Origin of the sequence: Paracoccus limosus (assembly GCF_009711185.1) — a bacterium.
Taxonomy (GTDB): Bacteria; Pseudomonadota; Alphaproteobacteria; order Rhodobacterales; family Rhodobacteraceae; genus Paracoccus; species Paracoccus limosus.
The window spans coordinates 1-24,612 of sequence record NZ_WMIF01000029.1 but is presented as its reverse complement, the minus strand read 5'-3'; the positions used below and the strand labels follow the sequence as shown (position 1 = coordinate 24,612).

General features: G+C 67.6%; 18 protein-coding genes and 1 pseudogene. 5 read left to right on the top strand and 14 right to left on the bottom strand.

Features of this window, described 5'->3' with window-relative positions; translation table 11 throughout:
- Positions 1–252: 252 nt before the first annotated feature.
- The 7 genes from GL279_RS16150 to GL279_RS16120 form a co-directional block, all read right to left on the bottom strand.
- Positions 253–1,890 (bottom strand): ABC transporter ATP-binding protein, encoded by a 1,638-nt coding sequence (locus GL279_RS16150; protein ID WP_155065643.1) that lies wholly within the window; start codon positions 1,888–1,890, stop codon positions 253–255.
- Positions 1,890–2,732: an ABC transporter permease gene (locus tag GL279_RS16145; RefSeq protein ID WP_155065642.1), complete on the bottom strand. Its 843-nt coding sequence runs from the start codon at positions 2,730–2,732 to the stop codon at positions 1,890–1,892. Before GL279_RS16145 ends, GL279_RS16150 begins: the two co-directional genes overlap by 1 nt.
- Positions 2,732–3,685, bottom strand: coding sequence for an ABC transporter permease (locus GL279_RS16140; RefSeq protein ID WP_155065641.1), 954 nt, complete (start codon positions 3,683–3,685; stop codon positions 2,732–2,734). Before GL279_RS16140 ends, GL279_RS16145 begins: the two co-directional genes overlap by 1 nt.
- 56 nt (positions 3,686–3,741) lie before the next feature.
- The gene (locus GL279_RS16135) at positions 3,742–5,352 is read right to left on the bottom strand and encodes an ABC transporter substrate-binding protein (protein ID WP_155065640.1); all 1,611 of its coding nucleotides are present in this window, start codon (positions 5,350–5,352) and stop codon (positions 3,742–3,744) included.
- Between the two features lie 330 nt (positions 5,353–5,682).
- On the bottom strand, positions 5,683–6,597 hold the full coding sequence (locus GL279_RS16130; protein WP_155065639.1) for a 2-hydroxyacid dehydrogenase: 915 nt from the start codon (positions 6,595–6,597) through the stop codon (positions 5,683–5,685).
- Complete coding sequence (locus GL279_RS16125; RefSeq protein ID WP_155065638.1) at positions 6,597–7,970, bottom strand: aspartate aminotransferase family protein; 1,374 nt, start codon at positions 7,968–7,970, stop codon at positions 6,597–6,599. Before GL279_RS16125 ends, GL279_RS16130 begins: the two co-directional genes overlap by 1 nt.
- Positions 7,971–7,985: 15 nt before the next feature.
- Positions 7,986–8,813: a GNAT family N-acetyltransferase gene (locus tag GL279_RS16120; RefSeq protein WP_155065637.1), complete on the bottom strand. Its 828-nt coding sequence runs from the start codon at positions 8,811–8,813 to the stop codon at positions 7,986–7,988.
- 292 nt (positions 8,814–9,105) lie between these two features.
- On the opposite strand from GL279_RS16120, the gene GL279_RS16115 reads away from it, so the two are divergent.
- Genes GL279_RS16115 through GL279_RS16105 form a run of 3 tightly spaced genes read left to right on the top strand, consistent with a single transcriptional unit; the run spans position 9,106 to position 11,410 of the window.
- Entirely contained in the window at positions 9,106–9,774 is a 669-nt protein-coding gene (locus tag GL279_RS16115; protein ID WP_155065636.1) for a haloacid dehalogenase type II, read from the top strand.
- 5 nt (positions 9,775–9,779) lie between these two features.
- The gene (locus GL279_RS16110; RefSeq protein WP_155065635.1) at positions 9,780–11,057 is read left to right on the top strand and encodes an NAD(P)/FAD-dependent oxidoreductase; all 1,278 of its coding nucleotides are present in this window, start codon (positions 9,780–9,782) and stop codon (positions 11,055–11,057) included.
- Positions 11,054–11,410, top strand: coding sequence for a cupin domain-containing protein (locus tag GL279_RS16105; protein WP_155065634.1), 357 nt, complete (start codon positions 11,054–11,056; stop codon positions 11,408–11,410). The genes GL279_RS16110 and GL279_RS16105 overlap by 4 nt, the downstream gene beginning before the upstream one ends.
- Before the next feature lie 99 nt (positions 11,411–11,509).
- Here GL279_RS16105 and GL279_RS16100 read toward each other — a convergent pair whose 3' ends face one another.
- Genes GL279_RS16100 through GL279_RS16090 form a run of 3 tightly spaced genes read right to left on the bottom strand, consistent with a single transcriptional unit; the run spans position 11,510 to position 15,486 of the window.
- On the bottom strand, positions 11,510–12,970 hold the full coding sequence (locus GL279_RS16100) for an NAD-dependent succinate-semialdehyde dehydrogenase (protein WP_155065665.1): 1,461 nt from the start codon (positions 12,968–12,970) through the stop codon (positions 11,510–11,512).
- A 10-nt stretch (positions 12,971–12,980) separates the two neighbouring features.
- The gene (locus tag GL279_RS16095; protein ID WP_155065633.1) at positions 12,981–14,015 is read right to left on the bottom strand and encodes a tartrate dehydrogenase; all 1,035 of its coding nucleotides are present in this window, start codon (positions 14,013–14,015) and stop codon (positions 12,981–12,983) included.
- Between the two features lie 7 nt (positions 14,016–14,022).
- Positions 14,023–15,486, bottom strand: a complete 1,464-nt coding sequence (locus GL279_RS16090) for an aldehyde dehydrogenase family protein (RefSeq protein WP_155065632.1) — start codon at positions 15,484–15,486, stop codon at positions 14,023–14,025.
- Between the two features lie 222 nt (positions 15,487–15,708).
- Here GL279_RS16090 and argE point away from each other — a divergent pair, with 222 nt between their 5' ends.
- A complete protein-coding gene (argE, locus tag GL279_RS16085) occupies positions 15,709–16,842 on the top strand; it encodes an acetylornithine deacetylase (RefSeq protein WP_155065631.1) in 1,134 nt (377 codons plus the stop codon).
- A gap of 28 nt (positions 16,843–16,870) precedes the next feature.
- Here argE and GL279_RS16080 read toward each other — a convergent pair whose 3' ends face one another.
- From GL279_RS16080 to GL279_RS16065, 4 genes are all read right to left on the bottom strand, one after another.
- A complete protein-coding gene (locus GL279_RS16080; RefSeq protein ID WP_155065630.1) occupies positions 16,871–17,890 on the bottom strand; it encodes a LacI family DNA-binding transcriptional regulator in 1,020 nt (339 codons plus the stop codon).
- A gap of 52 nt (positions 17,891–17,942) precedes the next feature.
- Positions 17,943–20,552: a phosphoenolpyruvate--protein phosphotransferase gene (gene ptsP / locus GL279_RS16075; RefSeq protein WP_211371344.1), complete on the bottom strand. Its 2,610-nt coding sequence runs from the start codon at positions 20,550–20,552 to the stop codon at positions 17,943–17,945.
- Positions 20,549–21,997: a glycoside hydrolase family 32 protein gene (locus GL279_RS16070; RefSeq protein ID WP_155065629.1), complete on the bottom strand. Its 1,449-nt coding sequence runs from the start codon at positions 21,995–21,997 to the stop codon at positions 20,549–20,551. Before GL279_RS16070 ends, ptsP begins: the two co-directional genes overlap by 4 nt.
- A 97-nt stretch (positions 21,998–22,094) precedes the next feature.
- Complete coding sequence (locus tag GL279_RS16065; RefSeq protein ID WP_343039834.1) at positions 22,095–23,495, bottom strand: sucrose-specific PTS transporter subunit IIBC; 1,401 nt, start codon at positions 23,493–23,495, stop codon at positions 22,095–22,097.
- Positions 23,496–24,238: 743 nt separating this feature from the next.
- On the opposite strand from GL279_RS16065, the pseudogene GL279_RS16060 reads away from it, so the two are divergent.
- Positions 24,239–24,612, top strand: a pseudogene (locus GL279_RS16060) (IS5 family transposase); the annotation flags it as partial.

The following is a 24,612-nucleotide window of genomic DNA, read 5'->3' as shown; positions in this document are numbered from 1 at the left end:
GCCCCGGCGCCGATGGTTGATGCAGTCTTGGGCCCGATGCCGGGCGCAGCCGCAGGCACAGAAGCCGCCACCGAAACCGGCGGCGGCATTCTGGCCCGAAGGGGCTGCGGGGTCTTGGGTCCGGTTGCTCATGCACCGAAGATAGGGGCGCGGGGCGTCGCGGCAAAGGCCGGCGGCGTTCGCCCAGACAGAACGCCAGGTTCTGCGGGCCGCTGATGGGGGAAACGCGAGGGCCGCCGCCCGGCCCGCGCCCTAAACCCCGGCGCGCAGCGGCACGCGGTCCAGCCAGCCGGGATCGAGCTGCGGCACCGAGCTGAACAGCAGCCGCGAATAGGGGTGGCGGGCGCCATCGGGCAACTGGTCGGCGCGCAAGGTATCGACCACCTCGCCCTGGCTCATCACCATGACCTCGTCGCAGATCGCCTGCACGGTCGACAGGTCGTGGCTGATGAAGACATAGGACAGGTCCAGCTCGCGCTGCAATTCCTTGAGCAGTTCGATCACCGCCGCCGCCACCACCGTATCCAGCGCCGAGGTGACCTCGTCGCACAGGATCACCTCGGGATTGGCCGCCAGCGCCCGGGCAAGGTTCACCCGCTGTTTCTGGCCGCCCGACAGCTCGCCCGGCAGGCGGTGGATCATGCTGCGCGGCAGCCGCACCATGTCCAGAAGCTCGGCGACGCGGGCCTGTTTTGCCCCGCCGCGCAGCCCGTGATAAAAGCCCAGCGGCCGGCCAAGGATGTCGCCGATGGCCCGCTGCGGGTTCAGCGCGGTATCAGCCAGCTGGAACACGATCTGCAACCGGCGCAGTTCTTCCTTGCTGCGCTGATGGGCGGCGGGTTCCAGCAGCGCGCCATCCAGCAGCACCTTGCCGCCCGCCGGCGGCAAAAGCCCGGCCATGGCGCGCGCCAAGGTGGACTTGCCCGAGCCGCTTTCGCCGATCACGCCCAGATTGCGGCCGCGATCCAGCCGGCAGCTGACATCGCGCAGCACCAGCTTGTGCGGCATCCGGTCGGGGCCGATCGGGCCGTAGCCCGCGAAGACATGCGACATCTCCAGCACCGGCACCCTGGCGGGGGCAATGTCCTGCGCGCGGGCAAAGGCCACCGGCTCGAAGGCCGACAGAAGTTCGCGCGTATAGGCATCGGCGGGGGCATGCAGGATCTGTTCGGTGGTGCCGGTCTCTTGCACCTCGCCGCCCTTCAGCACGACGATGCGGTCGGCGATCTGGGCGACGACGGCCAGATCATGGCTGACATAGACCCCGGCCATGCCGCCGGCCTTCATCACCGATTTGAAGGCGCGCAGCACCTCGATCTGGGTGGTCACGTCCAGCGCCGTGGTCGGCTCGTCAAAGATCACCAGCTTGGGCCCGCCGATCAACGCCATCGCCGCCGACAGCCGCTGCAATTGCCCGCCCGAGACCTGATGCGGGTAACGCTGGCCGATGGTGTCGGGATCGGGCAGGGCCAACGCGCGAAACAGCTCGATGGCCTTCTTGCGGGCCTCGGCCATGGGCATCAGGCGGTGGATGCGCGTGACCTCGACCACCTGGTCGATCAGCCGCACCGCCGGGTTGAAGGCGGCGGCGGCGCTTTGCGGGACATAGGCGACCTCGGTGCCGCGCAGGGCGGCGCGCTGGCGTTCGGTCATGCCGACCACGTCGCGCCCGTCCAGACGGATGGCGCCGCCGGTGATGGCGCAGCCGCGCCGGGTATGGCCCATCAGGCTAAGCGCGATCGTGGTTTTGCCCGAGCCGCTTTCGCCGATCAGGGCGACGATCTCGCCGGCGGCGATGTCGAGATCGACACCCTTGATGATCTGCAGCTTGTTGCCGGCGTCCGAGGTGGCCTCGATGCGCAGGTCGCGGATTTCGACGAGGTTCGGCATCAGGCGCTCCGATCGCGGATCTTGACGGGCAGGTTGTCGATCAGCAGGTTGACGCTGATCGTCAGGCTGGCGATGGCAAGGCTGGGGATGATGACGGCGGGGGCGCCAAAGGGCAGGCCGCCGATGTTTTCCCGCACCAGACTGCCCCAGTCGGCATAGGGCGGCTGCACGCCAAGCCCAAGGAACGACAACCCCGACAGCAGCAGCACGATAAAGACAAAGCGCAGCCCGATATCGGCCAGCACCGGGCCGGTCATGTTGGGCAGGATCTCGTGCAGGATCAGATAGGGGGTGCGTTCGCCGCGCGCCCGCGCCACGGTGACGTAATCCATGGTGTTGATATTGACGGCCAACGCGCGTGCGAAGCGATAGCTGCCCGGCGTATAGATCACCGCCAGCACAAGGATCAGCACCGGGATCGACGAGCCCACGGCCGCGACCATGACCAGACCGAACAGCTTCGACGGGATCGAGTTCAGCGCATCCAGAAACCGCGACAGCAGCGTGTCGAACCAGCCGCCGGTCACCGCCGCCGTCATGCCCAGCAGCGCCCCGCTGGCGCAGGCCAGACAGACCGCCGCCAGCGAGATACCCACCGTATAGCGCGCGCCCATCAGGATGCGCGACACCATGTCCCGCCCCAGATAGTCCGAGCCGAACCACAGCGCCTTGCTCATCGGGCCAAAGTAATCGAAATCGACGATCTCGCCGGGATCATGCGGCATCAGCGAGGGGCCGATGATGGCGATGACCGCCCAGAACAGCACGATCAGCGCCGCCAGAATGCCGGTCCAGGTGACGTGATAGCCCAGACGGCGCATCGAGAGGGGAGAAACAGCCATTACTTGCGCAGCCTCGGGTTGGACAGGATGGCGATGACATCGGCAAAGGTGATCAGCGACAGATAGCCGATGCAAAAGATCATGGCGCAGGCCTGGATCAGCGGCAGGTCGCGGGTGGCGACGCTGTCCACCATCAGCCGGGCGACGCCGGGATAGTTGAAGACGGTCTCGACGATGATGACGCCGCCGAACAGGTAGGACAGCGACAGCGCCACCGCGTTGACGATCGGACCCACGGCATTGGGCAGGGCGTGGTGCAGCACCATGCGCGGGCGCGAGGCGCCCTTGAGCAGCGCCATTTCCACATAGGGGCTGTCAAGCACCGAGATCATCGCCGCCCGCGTCATGCGGATCATCTGCGCGCAGATGACGCACAGCAGGGTGATCACCGGCATGGCAAAGGCCCTGAGCATCTGGCCGATGCTGGAAATGTCATTGCCCAGCGACAGCGCCGGCAGCCATTTCAGCCAGACGGCAAAGATCAGCACCGCCAGCGTCGCGATCATGAATTCCGGGACCGAGATCACGCCGATGACGCCGGCGCTGACCACGCGGTCGTAAAGGCTGCCGCGATACATGGCGCAGGTGATGCCCAGCGTCAGCGCCAGCGGCACCGCGATCGCCGCCGTCACCGCGGCCAGCCGCAGCGTGTTGACCAGCCGGCCGCCGATCAGCTGCGCCACCGGCATGTTATTGGCATAGGAGGTGCCGAGATCGCCCTGCGCCAGCCCCCACAGCCAATGGCCGTATTGCCACAGCGCCGGCTGGTCCAGATGCATGGCCTGACGCAGGCCGGCCACGGCCTCGGGGGTCGCGGCCTGCCCCAGCAGGATCTCGGCCACGTCGCCGGGCAGCATCTGGGTCGCGCCGAACACCACCAGCGAGACGATCAGCAGCGTCACCGCCGCCACGCCCAACCGGCCCATGACCAGTCTGAGAACCTGTGAATTCATCCGCCATCCCTTCCCGGCAGGGATGCGGGCCGATCAGCCCGCATCGGTTGGTGCCCTCAGGCCTGGAACCAGACGTGTTCGGCCATGGTATAGCCCATCTGGCCGCCCAGCGGGTTGGTTTCGAACCCCTGCAGCTTGCTGGTCTTGGCATCGACGTTCGACAGCCAGACCGGGATCGCGGTGCCGGCCCGGTCCGAGACGATCTGCTGGCATTCGCCATAGATCTCCTTGCGGCGCGCCTCGTCCAGCGTGCCGCGGGCCTCGGCGACCATGGCGTCGAATTTGGGATCGCTGAACTTGCTCTCGTTCCACGGCGCGTCCGAGGTATAGAGCAGCGAGAACAGGATATCGGGCGTCGGGCGCGGGTTGATATTGCCGAAATGCACCGGCGCCACCAGCCAGTATTTCGACCAGTAGCCGTCGGCGGGCATGCGCTGGATGTCCAGCTTCATGCCGATGGCCGAACCGGCCTGTTGCAGCACGGTGGCCATCTCGACCGAGTAATCGGCCGCGTCCGAGGCGACGACCGGGATCGACTGGCCCAGAAGCCCCGCCTTTTCGAACAGCGCCTTGGCGCGCTCGGGGTCGAATTCGCGCGGCTTGACCTCGGGGTTGTAATAGCGGTCCGAGGGCGAGACCGGCTGGTCATTGGCGATCTCGGCCAGACCGCGCACCACGGATTTCTGGATCAGCTCGCGGTTCAGCAGGTATTTCATGCCCTCGACAAAGGCGGCCTTGTCGCCCGGCGCCATGTCGAGCCGCATGTTGAGGTTGGTGTAATTGCCCGAGATGTTGCGCACCACGTCGATGCCGCCGGCAGCTTCGACCAGACGCAGCGCCTGCGGCTTGATCGAGGCCGCGACATGCACATCGCCCGAGATCAGCGCATTGACGCGCGCGGTCACGTCGGGAATGGCGAAACATTCGAAGCTGTCGACATAGGGGGCATTGGGCTTGAAGTAATTGTCGTTGCGCTTCATCAGCGATTTCACGCCCGGCTCAAAGCTTTCCAGCACGAAGGCGCCGGTGCCGTTGCCCTTGCTGAAATCGGTGGTGCCCCTGGCCACGATCATGAAATGGTGCAGCGCAAGGATCGTGGGCAGGTCGGCATTGGCGGCGGCCAGCGTGATCTCGACGGTCGAGGCGTCCAGCGCCTTGATGCCGGTCATCTGCTTGGCCATGGCATTGACCTTGGAGCCGACGCTTTCGTCCAGATGGCGCTGCAGCGAGAACACCACATCCTCGGCGTCCAGCGTCTTGCCGTCGTGGAAGGTCACATCCTTTTTCAGCTTGATGGTCCAGGTCTTGGCATCCTTGGTCTCGATGCTGTCGGCCAGTTCCATGTCGATCTGACCCTTGCCGTTGAGGAAGGTCAGGCGGTTGTAAAGCGAGCTGATGCGGACATAGTCGATCTGGGCCGAGGCCTTGGCCGGGTCCAGCGTATCGGCGGTCGAGCCGGCGGCCGAGGCGCCGATCAGGTGGCCGCCGCGGACAGGGGTGGCGGCCAGCGCGGCGCCGGCGCGGCCCAGCACGGTGCCGGCGGCGGCAAAGGCGACGCCGCCCGCCATGAACATGCGCAGCAATTCGCGGCGCGAGGCACCCCGGCGCATGGCGCTTTCGACCATGCAGTCATCCGAAGCGGTCCAGTTGGTGATGTCCTTGGTCATTCTTGCTTCCCTGTTGAGGCGCGTGCCGCGCTGATGGGCGCCCGGATCAGGTGGTGACCTGCGGGCCAGCTCTTCCCGCCGGGCCAGGCGCCCGCCGGGAAATGTTCATGTCGCCGGGATTCGCAGGGTGGCGCGGCCTTGTTCAGGCGCTGCGGTCTTCCCCGTGTTCCGGCATGAAATGCCGCTTTTTCTTTCGTCCCGATCTGCTGCCGGGATCGCGTCCAGTCTTGCTATCGACGACTACTTTCGGGCGGAACCCGGCGCGCATTGCGTCGAATAAGCCGTGGGTGCAGCATAAAATGCCGAATTGCGGCTCGTTCGCGAAATCGCTCAATAGCCCTTGCCGCGATCGACAAGGCCGGGGGGCGCGTGGCCGGCCAGATCGGCCTTGATCCCGGCGATGACATGGGCCGCGCCCTCGGCCGCGTCGGTCTGGCTGGCGACATGCGGGGTCACGATCACCTCGGGGCGCTGCCACAGCGGATGGCTGGGCGGCAGCGGCTCGGGGTCGGTCACGTCCAGCATGGCCGCCGCGATCTGCCCGCTGTCGAGCGCGGCCAGCAGGTCCGCTGTCACCAGCTGCGCGCCGCGCCCGGCATGGACCAGCCGCGCCCCGCGCGGCAGCTGCGCAAACAGCGCCGCATCCAGCATGCCGGTGGTTTCGGGCGTCAGCGGCATCAGGCACAGCAGGATGTCGGTGCGGGCCAGAAACGCGGGCAGGTCGGTATGGCAGGCCACGCCCTCGATCCGCTTTTCGCTGCGGCTGTAGCCGGCCAGATCAAAGCCAAAGGGGCGCAGCCGGTCGATGACCGTCAGGCCCAGCCGGCCCAGCCCCATGACGCCGACGCGACGGCGCGCGGCGGGCAGGTTGGTGCCCGCCTGCCATTCGCCGCGCGCCTGCCGGGCCAGATAGGCAGGCAGGTCACGATGCATGGCCAGAACCGCCATGCTGGCATATTCGCCCATCTGCGCGGCGATGCCCGGCTCCAGCATGCGCACGATACCGACATGGGCCGGGATCGCGCTTTGGTCGAACTGGTCCACGCCCGCCCCGACCGAAAAGGTCAGCCGCAGGTTCGGCCAGCGCCGCGCCAGATCCCTGGGTGCAGCCCAGGTGATCAGCCAGCGCACCGCCGCCGGGTCCGGGGCCTGCCCGACGTGAAACTCCACATCGGGCAGCGCCTCGGCAAAGGCGCGGCGGAACACCTGCGCCCGTTCCGGCGTCGACAGGAACAGGACCGCCATCAGGCCATGGCCGCGCGGACGTCGGGATCGGCCAGCGTCTGGTCCAGCGTCAGCCGGGTGCGGGCGACGATCTGGTCGATCTCGGCCTCGGTGCAGCACAGCGGCGGCGCATAGCCCAGCACGCCCTGCGCAAAGGCGCGGATGACCAGCCCGTTCTGCCACGCCCGGTCGAAGATGCGGCTTGAAGGGGCGGCGGCGGCCGGCAGCGGCGTCTTGTTCGCCTTGTCGGTGACCAGCTCGACGGCGGCCAGCATGCCGCGCCCGCGCACCTCGCCGACCAGCGGGTGATCCGACAGGCTTTCCAGCCCGGCCAGCAGCCGCGCACCCATCTTGACGCCGTTTTCCAGCAGCCCGCCTTCGTAAAGATCCAGCACCGCCAGCCCGACGGCGGCGCTGACCGGATGGGCGGAATAGGTCTGGCCATGGCCGACCGCCGCCGCACCCGCGCCATCGGCGATGGTGTCATAGACATGCTGCGACAGGAACACCGCGCCCATCGGCACATAGCCCGAGGTCAGCCCCTTGGCGGTGGTCATCATGTCGGGGACGATGCCTTCCTCGGTGCAGGCAAACATCGGCCCGGTGCGGCCAAAGCCGGTGATGACCTCATCAGCGACGAACAGGATGCCATGTTCCTTGCAGACCGCATGCAGGGCCGCGACCCAGCCCGCCGGCGGCACCAGCACGCCGCCCGAGCCCTGAATCGGCTCGACATAGAAGGCGGCGACGCGCTCGGGGCCGATCGCCTCGATCTTGGCGCGCAGCTCGGCGACCGAGGCCGCAATGATCGCTGCCGGATCGCTGCCGACCGGGTTGCGATAGGCGTAATGCGACGAAATCTTGTGCTGCCAGTCCAGCGGCACGCCGAAACCGGCATGGAAGGCCGGAAGGGCGGTCAGCCCGGCGCCCACGGTCGACGAGCCGTGATAGCCATTCATCACCGAGATGAACTGATCGCGCTGCGGTTGGTCCTTGGAATGCCAGTAATAGCGGGCAAAGCGCACGGTGCTGTCCACCGCGTCCGAGCCGCCCAGCGTGAAATAGACGTGGTTCAGGTCGCCGGGCGCATGATCGGCCAGCCGCGCCGCCAACTGCGCCGCCGGCTCGGAGCCGAGGCCGAAATAGCCAGTGGCATAGGGCAGCTCGCGCAGCTGCCGGGTGGCCGCCTCGATGATATGCTCTTGGCCATAGCCGGCATTGACGCACCACAGGCCGGCAAAGCCGTCCAGCAGCTCGCGCCCCTCGGCATCTGTGACGGTCGCGCCCTTGGCCGACGACAGCAGGCGCACGCCCGCCTTTTCGTGCCCGCGCCACGAGGCGACGGAATGGACCAGATGCGCCCGGTCCAGTTCGATGGTGGAATTGCTGAGCATGATATACCTTTCTTGTCAGCCAAGAGCCTGCGCGGCCAGGGCAAAGCGGTGAAAGCCGCCGGCCTGCGGCGGCAAGCTGCCGCGCCGCATCGCGATGCCGGTATCGACCTGCGGCAGGCCGATGTCGACGAGCCATTGCGAAAGACCGGGCGCGCTGCCCGAATCCTGCACCGTATCGACGCGCATGAACTGTCCTGCCTTTCCGGCCAGCAGATGGCTCAGCAGGTCGCGGGCCACGCCCTCGTCCCTGGCCACCACGGGGCCGGCCAGCTGGCCGCGGCCAAAGTCGCGCAGCATGGCAAAGCCCTTGCCCTCGGCCAGCGCGATCTGTCCCGACCCGGCCAGCTGCGCCAGCAGCGCGGCGCGGTCGGCGCCGGTGGCGGCGCGGTCCATTGCGATGAGCGTGGGCAGGTCGGCTGCGGTCGCCGCGCGCACGCCCCGGGGCGCGGTCAGCGCGGGCAGGGCGGCCTGATGCTGATGCACCCGCCCGCATTCGACGAAACCCAGCTTTTGATACAGCGGCAGGCCCGAGGCGGTGGCGACCAGCCGCCATTCCAGCGGCTCGGCCAGCGCCAGCGCGCGCTGCATGATCTCGCGCCCAAGGCCACGGCCGCGCATCGCCTCGTCGACGATGATCATATTGGCCATGGCGGCATCGCCAAAGGCGGTGGTCAGCGCGGTCGCCACCACGCTGTCGCCATCCAGTGCCACCACGCCCTTGCTAAGCCCGGCGATCAATGCCCAGTCTTCGCGCCGATGTGGCCAGCCGGCGGCGCGCGACAGGCGCAGGGCGGCGTCGAGATGCTCGGCCCCGAACGGGCGGAAAGTCATTGTCTGGGTCATGCGTGCCTCTCGGATCGTCTGCCGCATATCATGCGGCGATTCCGAACCATGGGTAGCGGCTTGCGGCGCCCTGACAGCAATCTTTGGCCGTTGAGCCGTGACCGCGCGGCATGAAATGCTGCGAACGGGTCCGGCGCGGCCCCTGTCCGCGACCGCCGGCGGCGGGCTTGCGCAACTCTCTGCCGCCCGGGGGGTGGCAAACGGTCATATCTGCTATGGCGGGCGCCAATTGCGGGCAGACTGGTCTGCCGCCGGGCGTAGGATCGGGGCAACCTTTCCGCACGAGGACATCATGGCCGCCTTTCGCCCCAAATACGTCACCTTCGACTGCTACGGCACGCTTACCCATTTCGACATGGCCGGCGCCGCCCGCCGTATCTATGGCGAGCAATTGTCCGAGGCCGCGATGACCAGGTTCATCAAGAACTTTGCCGCCTATCGTCTGGACGAGGTGCTGGGCGCGTGGAAACCCTATGCCGAGATCGTGCACAATTCGCTGGAACGCACCTGCAAGGCCAATGGCGTCACCTTCCGCGACGAAGACGCGCTGCAGGTCTATAACGAGGTCCCGACCTGGGGCCCGCACCCGGACGTGCCCGCCGGTCTGGCCAAGCTCGCCAAGGAAATCCCGCTGGTGATCCTGTCGAACGCGATGAAGGCGCAGATCCCGCATAACGTCGAAAAACTGGGCGCGCCGTTCCACAAGGTCATCACCGCCGAGGAGACCGGCGCCTACAAGCCGCAGATGCGCGGCTTTGAATATATGCTGGATGTGCTGGGTTGCGGCCCCGAGGACATCACCCATGTCTCCTCGTCCTTCCGCTATGACCTGATGACGGCCTATGATCTGGGCATCAAGTCCAAGGTCTGGGTGAACCGCCAGCACGAGCCCGCGAACCCGTTCTACGAATATACCGAAATCAAGGATATCGGCGGCCTGCCGGGCGTCTTCGGGATCTGATCGCGATGAAATTCATCTCTTACTGGCACGACAGCTCGCCCGCCTTCTCGGGTGGGGCGCGGGGGCCGGTGCAGGGTCATTACGACGTCGCCGTGATCGGCGCGGGCTTTACCGGGCTGGGCGCCGCGCGGCGTCTGGCCATGGCGGGCCGCAGCGTGGTCGTGCTTGAGGCACGCTCGGTCGGCTTTGGCGCCTCGGGGCGCAATGGCGGCCATCTCAACAATGGCATCGCGCACAGCTATCTGGCGGCGCGGGCCGAATTCGGCCCGGACAAGGCCCGCGCGCTCTACCGCGCCTTCGATGCCGGCATCGACACGATCCAGACCATCATCGCCGAGGAGGGCATCGACTGCGACTTTCGCCGCGCCGGCAAGCTCAAGCTGGCCTCAAAGCCTGCGCATATGGCCGGGATCGCCCGCAATTACCAGGCGATCCATGCCGAGGTCGATCCCGACACCGCACTGCTGACGCGCGACGATCTGCGGGCCGAGATTGGCTCGGACGCATTTCACGGCGCCATGCTGCAAAAGAAAAGCGCGATGATGCATATGGGGCGCTTCGTCACCGGCCTGGCCGAGGCGGCGGTGCGGCGCGGCGCCACCCTGCACGAGGACGCGGCGGTGACGGCGTGCACGCGGCAGGGCAGGGGCTGGCGGCTGGAGACGCCCAAGGGCGCGGTCACCGCGGATCAGGTGCTGCTCGCGACCGGGGCCTATACGACCGAAGCCTTCGGCTATTTCCGCCGCCGGCTGGTGCCGGTGGGCAGCTTCCTGCTGGCCACCCGCCCGCTGACCCCGTCCGAGGTCGCGGCCACCCTGCCCGGCAACCGCACCTGCGTCACCTCGCTCAACATCGGCAATTATTTCCGGCTGGCGCCGGACAACCGGCTGATCTTTGGCGGGCGGGCGCGGTTCTCGGCGCGCTCGGACCAGCAATCGGATGCGAAAAGCGGCCAGATCCTGCGCCGCGCCATGGCCGGGATCTTTCCGCATCTGGCCGAGGTCGAGGTCGATTACTGCTGGGGCGGACTCGTGGACATGACGCAGGACCGCTATCCGCGCGCCGGTCAGGCCGACGGGCTCTGGTATGCGATGGGCTATTCCGGCCACGGCGCCCAGATCGCCACCCATCTGGGTCAGATCATGGCCGACCGGATCATGGGCCGCGACGATGGCAACCCCTTTGCCGACCTGCCCTGGGCTGCGGTGCCGTTCCATACCGGCAAGCCGTGGTTTCTGCCGCTGGTCGGTCTCTATTACAAAGCCAAGGACATGCTGCAATGAGCGAACTGCTGATCAAGATCGACCCCGACAACCTGCCGCAACCCAAATTCGCGACGCCTGCGCCCGAGCGGCTGATCTCGGGCAGCCCGGAATTCACCACCTGGGCCTTCGACGAGGCCAAGGGCGGCCGCGTCAAGACCGGCATCTGGCAGGCGACCCCCGGCGAGACGCATTCGATCAAGGGCGAGATCTATGAGTTCTGCCACATCCTCGAAGGTCTGGTCGAAATCACCGAAAACGGCCAGCCACCGGTGACCTATGCCAAGGGCGACAGCTTCGTGATGAAACCCGGCTTCGTCGGCGTCTGGAAGACGATCGAAACCGTGCGCAAGATCTATGTCGTGATCGAATAGCACGGACTACCACACGGGCATGAGACAGGGGCGCCGGTCAACCCGTGCGCCCCTTTTCATCATTTGCCAAATACCCCCGGGCCCAGCCCCGCCGCCGGATCAAAGCCCGGCCATGTGAAAGGCCTTGCTCTCCAGATATTCCTCGATCCCGATCCGCGCGCCCTCGCGGCCCAGACCCGATTGCTTGACCCCGCCAAAGGGCGAAACGGCGGTCGAGACCATGCCGGTGTTCAGCCCGACCATGCCGAATTCCAGCGCCTGCCCGACGCGCCAAGCGCGTTTGTGGCTTTCGGTGTAGAAATAGGCGGCCAGACCGTAGGGCGTGGCATTGGCGAAAGTCACGGCCTCGTCCTCGGTCTCAAAGCGGAACAGTGGCGCGACCGGGCCGAAGGTCTCTTCGCCCGCCAGTTCCATCGCGGCCGAGGCATTGCCCAGCACGACCGGCGCTGCATATTGCCCGCCCTCGGGCACTTCGGCCCGGGCCAGGATTGTGGCGCCCTTGGCCACCGCATCCGCGACATGGCGGTTGATCTTGTCGATGGCGGGCGCGTTGATCATCGGGCCGATGTCATTGCCCGCCACCGTGCCGGGCCCGACCTTCATCGCCCTGACCCGCGCGGCCAGCTTTTCGGCGAATGCGTCATAAACCCCGGCCTGCACGAGGATCCGGTTCGAGCAGACGCAGGTCTGGCCGCCGTTGCGGAATTTCGAGGCGATGGCGCCTTCGACCGCCGCATCCAGATCGGCATCGTCAAAGATGATGAAGGGCGCATTGCCGCCCAGTTCCAGCGACAGCCGTTTGACCGTCGGCGCACACTGCGCCATCAGCAGCGATCCGACCCGGGTCGAGCCGGTGAACGACAGCTTGCGCACGGTCGGATTGCCGGTCAGCTCGGCGCCGATGGCGGCGGGCATGCCCGTGACGATATTGATGACGCCGGCCGGGATGCCGGCGCGCTCGGCCAGAACACCCAACGCCAGCGCCGAGAACGGCGTGAATTCCGAGGGTTTGATCACCACGGTGCAACCGGCGGCCAGCGCGGGTGCCACCTTGCGGGTGATCATCGCATTCGGGAAATTCCACGGCGTGACGATGGCCGAGACGCCGACAGGTTCCTTCATCACCACGATCTGGCGGTCGCCTGCGGGCGCGGGGATCAGTGAGCCATCGATGCGGCGGGCCTCTTCGGCGAACCATTTCACGAAGCTCGCGCCATAGGTGATCTCGCCCTTGGCCTCGGCCAGCGGCTTGCCCTGTTCCAGTGTCAGGATCAGCGCCAGATCCTCGGCATGCTCGTTCATCAGCGCGAACCAGCGTTCCAGCGCGGCGGCACGCTCGGCATGGGGCACCTTGCGCCACGACTGGAAAGCACGGTCGGCGGCCTCAACGGCGGCGCGGGTCTGCGCGCCCGAGACATCGGGCACCCGACCCAGCACCTCGCCGGTGGCGGGGTCGGTCACATCGACGGTCGCGCCGTCATCGGCCTGCACCCATGCGCCGCCGATCAGCGCGGCCTCGCGGAACAGGTCGGCATCCTTCAGCCCGGCAATCTTGGTCATCTCGTTCATCTCAGTCCTCCAGCGCGCCAAGAATGGCGGCGGTAATGGTTTCGGTCTTGTCCCGGCCCGGCACGGTGCCGAAGCCCTGTGCGGTCGTGGCCTCGAGCGCGCGCATGATCCGGGCGGCGATGGCGGATTCGTTCAGATGGTCCAGCATCATGCACAAAGACCAGATCGCGGCGATCGGGTTGGCGATGCCCAGATGCGCGATATCGGGGGCCGAGCCATGCACCGGCTCGAACATCGAGGGGTTTGCGCGGGTCGGGTCGATATTGGCGGATGCCGCAAAGCCCAAGCCCCCCTGAATGGCCGCACCCAGATCGGTCAGGATGTCGCCAAAGAGGTTCGAGGCTACGATCACATCCAGCGTCTCGGGCGCCATCACCATGCGCGCGGCGATGGCGTCGACATGGTAGTGGCTGACCTGCACCTCGAGGTATTCGGCGGCGAGCTGGTCGGTCACCTCATCCCAGAACACCATGGAATATTTCTGCGCGTTGGATTTCGTGACTGAGGCGAGGCGTTTCGAGCGACGCATCGCCTGTTCAAAGCCGAAACGCAGGATGCGCTCGACCCCGGCGCGGGTGAAGATCGCGGTCTCGACGGCGACCTCGTTGGCGGTGCCCTGATGCACGCGGCCACCGGCGCCGGAATATTCGCCCTCGGTGTTCTCGCGGATGCAGAGGATGTCGAAACCCTCCTTGCGCAGCGGGCCCTGAACGCCGGGCAGCAGGCGGTGCGGGCGGATGTTGGCATATTGCACGAAGGCCTTGCGGATCGGAAGCAAAAGCCCGTGCAGCGACACGGCATCGGGCACCTTGGCAGGCCAGCCGACGGCACCAAGGAAGATGGCGTCAAAGCCGCGCAGGGTCTCGATCCCGTCTTCGGGCATCATGCGGCCGGTCTTGAGGTAAGTGTCGCAGGACCAGTCAAAGCGGGTCGGCACCAACAGGCCGGGGGCGGCCTTGTCGGCCACCTGCATGGCGGCATCGACAACGGCTGTGCCGATGCCGTCTCCGGGGATCAGGGCGATTTTATGGGTCATGGGGGCCTCAGAGGTCGATCAGGACGGATTTCGAGCGGCGGTTGGCGTGATAGGCCTCGCGGCCCAGATCCTTGCCCAGACCCGAGGATTTGTAACCCCCTGTCGGCAGGATGTGATCGCGCGAGCGGCCATAGCGGTTGACCCAGACCGTGCCCGCCTGAACGGCGCGCGTCACACGGATCGCGCGCGACAGATCGCGGGTGTAGATCCCGGCGCAGAGGCCATAGGTCGGGTGATCGGCCAGAGCCAGCGCCTGAGCCTCATCCGTGAAGGTCTGCAAGGTCAGGACCGGGCCAAAGATTTCCTCGGTGACGGCGGGGTTGTTTGCATCCACATCGACCAGCAGCGTCGGCTGGTAGAAATAGCCGGGCCGGTCCATCGGCGCGCCGCCGATCAGCGCCTGCGCGCCGGCCGCGATGCCGGCTTGCACGATGCTGTCGATACGGCCGCGCTGGGTTTCGGAAATGGCGGGGGAATAGCCGGTCTCGGCCAGCCAGCTTGGGCCGGGATTGACCGGGCGCATCAGCGCCACCAGCCTGGCTGCCAGCTCATCGGCCACTTCGGCGGCGACGACGACCCGGCTGCCCGCGACGCAGGCCTGCCCGCCGTTGAACATGATGCTGCCGGCGATCAGCCGGGCTGCCAGATCCAGATCGGCATCGGCAAAGACGATCTGCGGGCTTTTGCCGCCCAGTTCCAGCGTCATCGGCTTGACACCGTGGCGGGCGATGTTTTCCATGATCGCGCTGCCCGCGGCGGTCGAGCCGGTGAAGCTGACCTTGCCCACGCCGGGATGCCCGGTCAGCGCATTGCCGGTGGTGCGGCCATCGCCCAGCACCACGTTCACCAGCCCGGCAGGGATGCCCGCCTGCACCGACAACTCGGCCATACGCAGGGTGGCAAAGGGCGTCATCTCGCTGGGTTTCAGCACCACAGCGTTTCCTGCCGCCAATGCAGGCCCGAGCTTCCAGCCCGCCATCGAGATCGGAAAGTTCCAGGGCGTGATCGCGCCGACCACGCCGTAAGGTTCATCCATCACCATGCCCAGCGAGGCGTCGCGGGTGGGGACCAGCGCGCCGCCCTCTTTATCGGCCATCTCGGCGAAAAACCGGATCTGTTCGGCGGTCACCGCCACGTCGATGCCGGGCAACTGGCTGATGAGCCGGGTCGAGGCGACGGCTTCAAGCTGCGACAGCTCGGTCGCATGCGCCTCGATCAGATCGGCCCATTTCTGCAAGGCGCGGGTGCGGTCGCGCGGCGTGCCGCTGCCCCAGCCCGAGTCGCGCTGCGCCTTGGTGGCGACGTTCACCGCATGATCGACGGTCGCGGCATCGGCCACCGGAATCGCGGCCAGCGGCTGGCTGTCCGAGGGCCGGGTCAGCTCCAGCGCATCGGCGCCGGCGACATAGGCGCCGCCGATGAAATGCCCGCGGGGCAGGTTCAGGCGGGCGGGGTCGAAGGACAGGCTCATCTCGCGCTCCTTTTCTCTGGGCGCAGGATAGCGGGCGGGGCTGCGCATGAGCTGTCGCAGCCTGCCGGCCGGCGGGGGATCTTGCCGTTCCGCCCGGCATGCGCCGAATTTTATGCCGTGCGGCCAGCCGGCGCGCCCGGCAGGGGATTCCGCCCCGCCCCGGACATTCGGCAGCATCTGGCGCGGCGGCTGGCGCAGGATGACCACAAAGCGGAGAAGCCCATGACCCCCGAAGCCATCCTTGCCGATCTTGTCGCCTGCGCCGACCTGCCGGGCGCCAGCAATGCCCGCATCGCCGATTGCGTGCTGGGCCATTTGCGCCGCGCCGGGCTGGACCCGGTGGTGTTGCCCGGACCCGAGGGCGACCGCGTCAACATTCTGGCCAGCATCGGCCCGCGCGATCTGCCGGGCATGATCCTGTCGGGCCATATGGACGTGGTCCCGACCGAGGGGCAGGTCTGGTCCAGCGATCCCTTTCGCCTGACCGCGCGCGAGGGGCGGTTGCAGGGGCGCGGCACCGCCGACATGAAGGGTTTTCTGGCCTGCATGCTGGCCGCCGTCCCCGATTTCCAGTCCGCCGGGCTGGCGCGCCCGGTGCATCTGGCGTTTTCCTATGACGAGGAGATCGGCTGCCGGGGCGTCGGTCACATGATCGCGGCCCTGCCGGGGCTGGTCGCACCACCGATGGGCTGCATCGTCGGCGAGCCTTCGGACATGCGGCCGGTGCTGTCGCACAAGGGCAAGCAATCGACGCGGCTGGTGATGACCGGGCGTGCCGCGCACAGCTCGCGCCCCGAGGCCGGGGTGAACGCCAATTACGCCGGGGCCGAGATGCTGCTGGCCATCCGCGACCTGAACGCGGCGCTGGCGGCCGAGGGGCCGTTCGATCCGCGTTTCGATCCGCCGCATTCGACGGTGGTGGCGGGGGTGGTGCGTGGTGGCACCGCCGTCAACATCATCCCCGACCGCTGCGAGATCCAGATGGAGGTGCGCAGCATTCCCGGGCAGGCGGCGGCGGAGGTCACGGCGCGGGTCTTGCGGCGGCTGGCGGCGCTGGTGCCGGCAGGCGCCGCGCTGTCGGTCGCGCATGAGGAGCTGAGCGCCTATCCCGCCCTGCCGCCGGCCGAGGATGCGGCGCTGGCCGGGCTGTTGCAGCGCCTGACCGAGCAGCAGGCGCTGGGCTCGGTCAGCTATGGCACCGAGGCCGGACTGTTCCATGCCGCCGGCATCCCCGCGATCATCTGCGGGCCGGGCAGCATCGACCGCGCCCATCGCCCCGACGAATATATCCTGCCGGGCGAGCTGGCCGCCTGCATGGCCATGCTGCGCGGGCTGGCGGCAGAGCTGGCGGGCTGAGGCCGGGCAGGGGCAGCGGGAGGGGCGGTCAGATCACCGCCACGCTGTCGCGCACCCGCAGCTCGAAGGGCATGACCTGACGCAGCGCCGCGGGCGGGCGGTCGCCAAGCGCGTCGATCAGCAGGCGCGCGGCGGTGCGGCCGGTGGCGTAATAGTCGAAATGCACCGTGGTCAGCTTGGGGCGATAGACCTGCGCCACGTCGATATCGCCGACGCCGGCGATCGAGACCTCATCCGGCACGGTGATCCGGCGCTCGGCCAGACGGCTGATCGCGCCGATGGCCAGCCGGTCGGTCACCGCCAGCACCGCGCTGGGGCTGGCGTCATTGGCAAAGGGCACCAGCCGGTCGATGCCCGCCGCGCCATCGGTTAGATCGAACCCGCCAGTCACCATATGATCGGGGTCGGGGGCGATGCCGGCGGCCTGCAGCGCGTCCAGATAGCCGCCCTTGCGTTCGCAGCCGACCTGCACGTCCCAATCAGCGACACCGATCAGCCCGATGCGGCGATGGCCGCAGCGGATCAGATAATCCGTCATCTGCCGCGTCGCCCGCCGCTCGTTCTGAATGACCGAAACGAAGCCCTGCGTGCTGGCATCCTGACCCACCACCACCGCCGGCACGCCGATGCCGCGCATCGCCTCCAGATGCGCAGGCGTGATCATCGTCGCCAGCATGACGACACCGCTGACCCGATGGCCGCGAAAGATGTCCAGATAGCGCAATTCCTGCTCGGGCGTATTGGCCGAGTTGCCCAGCAGCGGAAACAGCCCCGCCTCGGCCAGTGCGGTCGAGATGCCGGCGGTGATTTCGCTGGAGGCAAAGGAATTGATTCTCGGGATCACGATGCCCACCGTGTCCGAGCGGTTGGCCTTGAGGTTCTTGGCGATGCCGCTGGGGACATAGCCGGTTTCGGCGATGATGCGCTCGACATGGGTGCGCACCTCTTGCCGGACATAGCCGGAATTGTTCAGCACCCGCGATACGGTCGAGGTCGAGACGCCGGCCTTTTCGGCCAGCTGGCGGATGTTGAGCTGTTGTTTTGGCATGACCGTTCGGGGTTGCGCGCCGCCCGGGGTCGGCCCCGGCGGCGCGACAAGGTTAATGGCCCGGGAAGGCACGATCAAGCAGCGCGCGGACCTGGGCCGCGTTCTCCAGTTCCAGCGCCTGCGCGGCAAGGGCGCGGCATTGCGCCATGTCCAGCCCGCGCACCAGCGCCTTGATTTCGGGCAGGGCCTTGGCGCTGGCCGAAAGCTCGGTTACGCCAAGGCCGATCAGCACCGGCGCGGCCAGCGCCGAGGCGGCGAGATTGCCGCAGACCCCGACCCAGCGGCCCCGCGTCGCCGCACCCTGACAGGCCAGCGCGATCAGATGCAGCACGGCGGGGTGGAATGGGTCCAGCTGTGGCGCAAGGCGCGGGTTGCAGCGGTCCATGGCCAGCGTATATTGCGTCAGGTCATTGGTCCCGACCGAGAAGAAATCGACCTCGCCGGCAAAGCGCGCCGCCATCAGCGCGGCCGAGGGCACCTCGACCATCACGCCCAGCTTGATCGGCACGTCGCGGCCAAGCGCCGCGCTTTCGGCATCGACGACGGCGCGCACGCGGCGCAGATCCTCAAGCGTGGCGATCATCGGCAACAGCAGCTTGACCTGACCCCAGGGCCGCACGCGCAGGATGGCGCGGATCTGGTCGCGCAGCAGGTCGGGCTGGAACAGGCTCATGCGGATGCCGCGCAGGCCAAGGGCGGGGTTTTCATCCGCCGGCAGCTGCACATAGGGCACATCCTTGTCGGCGCCGGCATCCAGCGTGCGGATGATCAGCGGCCGGCCCTGAAGCGCATCGGCGATGGCCTGATATTGCTGAAACTGTTCGTCCTCGGTCGGGGCGCTGTCGCGGTCCAGATACAGGAATTCGCTGCGCAACAGGCCGCAGCCCTCGGCGCCGGCGGCCAGCGCCGGGGCGACATCGGCAAGGTTGCCAAGGTTCGCCACCACCTCGATGCGGGTGCCATCGGCCATGTGGCAGGTGGCGCCGGCATGGGCCAGATCGGCCTGGGCGCGGGCGCGGCGGGCGTCGTGACGGGCGCGGGTCTCGGCCAGATCGGCCTCGGGCGGGTTGACGCGGATGGTGCCACGCTCGCCTTCCAGGATCACCGGCTGGCCATCGGGCACGCGCAGCACCTCGGCCCCGGCGGCGACGACCATCGGCACGCCGCGCGCGGCGGCAAGGATCGCGATATGCGCGGTCGGGCCGGAGCCCGCCAGGCAGATCCCCGCCAGCCGGTCATGGTCCAGCGCCGCGAATTGCGAGGGCAGCAGATCCTCGGCAAAGATCACCGTCGGGCGGTCCAGTGCGATATCTTCGTCGCCCTGACCCAGGATCAGGCGCACGACGCGGCGCTGCACATCCTGCAAATCGCTGGCGCGTTCGGCCATGACCGGGTTGCCAAGCGCGCGCAGCGCCAAGATCTGGCCGTCGAGCGCCGTCTTCCAGCCATAGGCTGCGCTTTTGCCTCGCGCGATCAGCGCCCGCGCCTCGTCCCCCAGGGCGCTGTCGTCGAGAAAGCTCAGATGCGCTTCGAGGATTTCGGCCTGCGTGCGGTCATGGCCCTGCATCTGGGCGCGGATGGCGGCGCGGGCCTGATCCAGCGCCCGGTCAAGGGCGGCCGTTTCGGTCGCGGCATCGGCGCCGGTCTCGGGGACCGACAACTCGGCCGGGCGCAGGCCCAGCGAATGGCCGATGGCGATGCCGGGCACGGCGGGGGCGCCGGAAAAGGCAAGGCTGTGGCCGGCGGTATGCGGCGGCAGCGCCTGAACGGGTGCCGCTGCGGGTGCCGGGGCTGCGGGCTTGGCCGCGCCGCCTGCGGCATGGGTTTCGACGAAGGCCGCGATGGCCTCGACCGCCGCCTGCGCCTCGGGGGCGGCAAGGATGGTCAGCGCATCGCCCTGCTTCGCGCCCAGCGTCATCAGCGCGGTCGGGCTGCGGGCATCCACCGTCTTGCCGTTCAGTGCGATCTGCACCGGGACGCCTGCCGATTTCGCATGCTGCGCGATGACGCCGGCGGGGCGGGCATGCAGGCCAAAGGGGTCGGCCAGCACCGCCTGCCGCGTCAGGCCGGCGGGGGCCGCAGCAACGGGCGCGGCGGCTTCGGCCTCGGCGCCGGAGGGCGCAAGCTGCGCCGCCGCATCGCCCGTCTGCACCGTGCCGGGGGCGGCGCGGCCGGTCAGGGTGAAATCATCGCCATTGGTCAGGATCACCGGGATCATCATCGAGGGCACCTGAGCCGCAATCCGCGCCCGGTCAAAGCGGATCAGCACCTGCCCCTGACGCACGGCATCGCCGTCGCGGACCTGCGGTTGAAAGCCCTGCCCGTTCAGGCCGACGGTGTCGATGCCGACATGCATCAAGACCTCGGCGCCGTTGCGGGCGCGCAGGGTGACGGCATGGCCGGAATCGTGCAGCCCGATCACGCGGCCATCGAAGGGCGCGCACAGCAGCCCCTCGGCCGGGTCAATGGCAAAACCGTCGCCAAGGATGCGCTCGGCAAAGACCGGGTCGGGCACCTCGGCCAGATCAACCAGCCGGCCCGAGCTCGGCGCCATCAGGGCGACCGGGCCGGCAAGCGGGGTCAGATCGACCGCCGGTGCCGGATCGGCCGGTGCGGTGGTCTCGGCGGGGGATTTGCCGCGCAGCCTGGAAAACAGTTTCATTTCGTTACCTCCTCGATCCTGGCCTCGGCCGGGCCTCCCGTTGCAATGCTGTCGTCTTGATCGTCCCAGGCCGCGCGCATGGGCCAGAAGGACAGCGCGGCGATTCTTGCGCCGGCCTTGGATGTCAGGGCAATGCCCCGCGCCTGCGCCGCCGGATAGATCCGCGCGCCCAGCGTGATTTCGCCCTGATCGACAAAGACCTCGATGCTGCTGCGGTCGGTCAGGATGCGCAGCACCCGGCCCGCGCCGGGGGGCAGGGCGGCGGCGCCCAGCAGGGTCTCGCGGCCGGTGGCCTCATGCGCGACCAGCCGTATCTGGCCGGGTTCCAGCATCAGGGCGACGCGGCTTTCGGCATCGGCGCGCAGCTCGACCGTCAGGGCGCCGGAAATACCGCTCAACTCCAGCTCGTGGCAATCGCCCTGCAGATCGGTGGGCATCCGGCCCTCGATCTGCAGGGACTCCAGCCGGGTCTCGGCCCCGCGCAGGGCGGACAGCTCGTCCACCGGCTGCTGGCAAAGCTGGCCGTTGATCAGCCGCAGCTCGCGCGGGACGGTCAGGCAATGGAACCAGCCATGCGCCACGCTGGGGGCGCTGTCCTGTTCGGGCAGGCCCATCCAGCCCAGCATGATGCGCCGCCCGTCCGGGTGCTGGAAGGTCTGCGGCGCATAGAAGTCGCGGCCATGGTCCAGCCGCTGGAACGGGCCGTGGCTATAGTCGCCGGTGTTCAGATCGATCTGGCCCGCGACCCAGCCTGCGGTATTGCTGGCCGGCCGCCCGTCCTGTGCCGCGCGCTGTTCGCTGAACAACAGCACGCTCTGGCCGTCCAGCTGGAATAGGTCGGGGCATTCGCACATATAGCCATGCGCGCCGGCGCCCAGGATCGGCGCCACCAGCTGCCAGTCGCGCAGGTCGCCCGAGCGCAGCAGCAATACCGTGCCCAGCAGCGCCTTGGTCTGTGCGCCCAGCACCATCCACCACGCGCCGTCCTGACGCCAGACCTTGGGATCGCGGAAATGCGCGGTATGGCCGGGCAGGGGGCAGTCGATGACCGGGCCCAGCTTGTCGAAATGCACCCCGTCCTGTGAGCGGGCAAGACATTGATAGGTCTCGCGTTCGCCGGCGGCATTGCGGACATTACCGGTATAGACCAGCAGCATGTCGCCGTTCTCGTCCTCGACGGCCGAGCCGGAATAGCAGCCGTTGCGGTCGAACCAGTCGGTGGGCGAGATCGCCACCGGCAGGCGCTGCCAATGCGCCAGATCGGCGCTGGCGACATGGCCCCAGGCCTTGTTGGCATGGGTGCAGCCCTGCGGGTTCAGCTGAAAGAACACATGCGTGCGCCCGCGCCAGTGGATCAAACCATTGGGATCGTTCACCAGCCCGCGCGGGGCCGAGATGTGGAACGCAAGGCGCCAGGGATCGGCGTCGGGACGGGGGGCGGTCATGGCTGATGTCCTGTTCGGGCGCGCGCGGTCAGCGGCCTTGTGGCCGGGTGCACAAAGGGGGGCAAAGGCGGGGCGGCCGGGCGCCGCCCCGTCGCGATCAGGCGCGGAGGGCTTGCGTCGCAGTCTCGCGGCCTTGCTTGCCGCCCAGGCCAAACAGCCATGCGCCGACGAAGGCCACGCCAAAGGCCAGCGCCATGCCGATGATGTAATTCACCATCGTCGCCGGCACCACGATCGCAAGGCCGGGCAGGCCGGTCACGCCGACGGCGGTCATGCCGACCTTGGTCGCCACCACCCATGCACCGCCGACCGCCCCGCCAAGCGCCGCCGCAAAGAAGGGCCGCACCAGCCGCAGGTTGACGCCGAACAGCGCCGCCTCGGTGATGCCCAGCAGGCAGGACAGCGCCGCCGGCAGCGCGATCTGGCGCAGTTTCTGGTCATCGGTGCGAAAGAACACCGCCAGCGCCGCGCCGCCCTGCGCCACGTTCGCCATGGCCCAGATCGGCAGCAGGAAGTTCACGCCGATGGCCGGATTGGCCAGCAGGCCGGCCTCGATCGCGTGAAAGCTGTGGTGCACGCCGGTGATGACGATGGCCGAATAGAGCCCGCCAAAGACCAGACCCGCAACCGGCCCGCCAAAGGCATAAAGCCATTGCAGCCCCATCGAGATGCCATCGCCCAGCGCGCGGCCCGCCGGACCTAGCACCACCAGCGTGAAGAAGGCCGAGATCAGCAGCGTCAGGAAGGGCGTCAGCACGATGTCCAGCATATCGGGCACGATGCGCTTCATCAGCCGCTCGATATGGCTCATCACCCAGACGGCGATCAGGATCGGCAGCACGGTGCCCTGATAGCCCAGCTTGGCGACCGGGATGCCAAAGAGATCCCAGTATTCCTGGATGCCCTGACCCACGGTCCAGGCGTTTTGCAGCGCCGGGTGGATCATGATGCCGCCAAGTGCTGCCGCCATGAACGGGTTGACCTTGAATTCGCGCGCTGCCGAGAACGCAACGAGGATCGGCAGGAACACGAAGGCCGTGTTCGAGATCATGTCCAGCATCTGCAACAGCGCGCTGTCGGCAGGCAGCCAGTTCAGCGTGCGCGCCGTGCCCAGTAGCCCCATCAGCAGGCCGCAGGCGACGATCACCGGGATGATCGGCACGAAGATGTTGGACAGCAACCGGGCAAAGCGTTGCAGCGGGTTCAGGTTGGTGCTGGCGTCGGCCTTGGCCTGCTCGGTCGAAACGGCATTGACCCCCAGCGCGATCAGGTCGGCGTGGACGCGATTGACCGCGCCCTGGCCGATGACGATCTGGAACTGGCCGCCGCTCTGGAAGGTGCCCTTCACCGCCTCAAGCGCGTCCAGAGCCGGCTTGTCGACCTTGGTCATGTCCTTGATCACAAGGCGCAGCCGGGTGGCGCAATGCGCGGCGCTGGTGATGTTTCCGGCGCTCCCAAGCAGGGGCAGAATCCGTTGGGCGGTATTGTCGGTGCTCACGTGCTCCTCCCAGAGCTTGAAGATGGCCGATGTGGTATCGGTTTCATGTCGGCAGATAACCTGAAGGTGGGTGAGTTTTCAAGCGTAATTTGCAAAGCAGCCATGCGCAGAGCGGTTGGGTTGGCGTGTGGGTGTGTGAGTTTCTGAGCAAGTAATGGTAACGGTTTCATATTTTGCAGCGTGTTGTTGTTCGGCGGGATGTGGCGTGCTGCGATGGTCGGGGCGAGGGGCGGCACGCGTCCGGCCCGAGCAGCGAATCGCGATGCGCAGGGCTGCACCGGACTTGGGGCTGGGAGGGAAGCGGTTGCGGGCAAAGCGACGCCCTTGCCGACAAGCGCAAAGGGCACTGGGGCGAGGTGGACCTCTGGTCCCGGCTGGGCGGCTTACCGCTGATGACGGGTTGAGCGGGACGGTTGCCCAACTGGCTCAGGTCCGGCAGCAGGATCTGGCCGCTATGCTGCAGGGAGGTGTTGGCAGCAGAGGACGGCGTGTCGCATCTGTGACCCATACTTCGGGCTTGGCGGCGGAATTTCATCGCAGGGGTTGGTCTGCGATAATCTGCGTTGCGAGTCCTGCCCCCACGTTTGCCCGGAATGACGGGACTCAAGGCATTGCCGCCCACCGCTGCGGTGTGACGGTCAGCCGATAGGCAACGACGCCGCGCCACCGTAACGTCGCCTAGGTTCCAGACCCATTGATTTCAGGTTTTTGGCGTGATTCAGGCTCTGCAAGGAGACTGACCGATGAGCAATCTTTACTGGCTTTCCGAGGCCCAGATGGAGCGCCTCAAGCCTTTCTTTCCGACGAGCCATGGCAAGCCCTGCGTCGATGACCGCCGCGTCCTGAGCGGTATAATCTTCATCAATCGCAATGGCTTGCGCTGGTGTGATGCGCCGAAAGAATACGGCCCGCCGAAGACCTTCTACAACCGGTGGAAGCGCTGGAGCGATAACGGGGTCTTCGCCAGGATCATGGTGGGCCTGGCCGCCGAGCACGCCGAACACAAGACCATCATGATCGACGCAACCTACCTCAAGGCACACCGCACGGCGTCGAGCCTGCGGGTCAAAAAGGGGGCGTGCGCGCCAGATCGGGCGAACCAAAGGCGGCATGAACA

What these genes read in the sequence shown, in the direction of transcription:
- GL279_RS16150 (WP_155065643.1), bottom strand. Translation starts at nt 1,890, where the DNA reads ATGCCGAACCTCGTCGAAATCCGCGACCTGCGCATCGAGGCCACCTCG.
- GL279_RS16145 (WP_155065642.1), bottom strand. Translation starts at nt 2,732, where the DNA reads ATGGCTGTTTCTCCCCTCTCGATGCGCCGTCTGGGCTATCACGTCACC.
- GL279_RS16140 (WP_155065641.1), bottom strand. Translation starts at nt 3,685, where the DNA reads ATGAATTCACAGGTTCTCAGACTGGTCATGGGCCGGTTGGGCGTGGCG.
- GL279_RS16135 (WP_155065640.1), bottom strand. Translation starts at nt 5,352, where the DNA reads ATGACCAAGGACATCACCAACTGGACCGCTTCGGATGACTGCATGGTC.
- GL279_RS16130 (WP_155065639.1), bottom strand. Translation starts at nt 6,597, where the DNA reads ATGGCGGTCCTGTTCCTGTCGACGCCGGAACGGGCGCAGGTGTTCCGC.
- GL279_RS16125 (WP_155065638.1), bottom strand. Translation starts at nt 7,970, where the DNA reads ATGCTCAGCAATTCCACCATCGAACTGGACCGGGCGCATCTGGTCCAT.
- GL279_RS16120 (WP_155065637.1), bottom strand. Translation starts at nt 8,813, where the DNA reads ATGACCCAGACAATGACTTTCCGCCCGTTCGGGGCCGAGCATCTCGAC.
- GL279_RS16115 (WP_155065636.1), top strand. Translation starts at nt 9,106, where the DNA reads ATGGCCGCCTTTCGCCCCAAATACGTCACCTTCGACTGCTACGGCACG.
- GL279_RS16110 (WP_155065635.1), top strand. Translation starts at nt 9,780, where the DNA reads ATGAAATTCATCTCTTACTGGCACGACAGCTCGCCCGCCTTCTCGGGT.
- GL279_RS16105 (WP_155065634.1), top strand. Translation starts at nt 11,054, where the DNA reads ATGAGCGAACTGCTGATCAAGATCGACCCCGACAACCTGCCGCAACCC.
- GL279_RS16100 (WP_155065665.1), bottom strand. Translation starts at nt 12,970, where the DNA reads ATGACCAAGATTGCCGGGCTGAAGGATGCCGACCTGTTCCGCGAGGCC.
- GL279_RS16095 (WP_155065633.1), bottom strand. Translation starts at nt 14,015, where the DNA reads ATGACCCATAAAATCGCCCTGATCCCCGGAGACGGCATCGGCACAGCC.
- GL279_RS16090 (WP_155065632.1), bottom strand. Translation starts at nt 15,486, where the DNA reads ATGAGCCTGTCCTTCGACCCCGCCCGCCTGAACCTGCCCCGCGGGCAT.
- argE (WP_155065631.1), top strand. Translation starts at nt 15,709, where the DNA reads ATGACCCCCGAAGCCATCCTTGCCGATCTTGTCGCCTGCGCCGACCTG.
- GL279_RS16080 (WP_155065630.1), bottom strand. Translation starts at nt 17,890, where the DNA reads ATGCCAAAACAACAGCTCAACATCCGCCAGCTGGCCGAAAAGGCCGGC.
- ptsP (WP_211371344.1), bottom strand. Translation starts at nt 20,552, where the DNA reads ATGAAACTGTTTTCCAGGCTGCGCGGCAAATCCCCCGCCGAGACCACC.
- GL279_RS16070 (WP_155065629.1), bottom strand. Translation starts at nt 21,997, where the DNA reads ATGACCGCCCCCCGTCCCGACGCCGATCCCTGGCGCCTTGCGTTCCAC.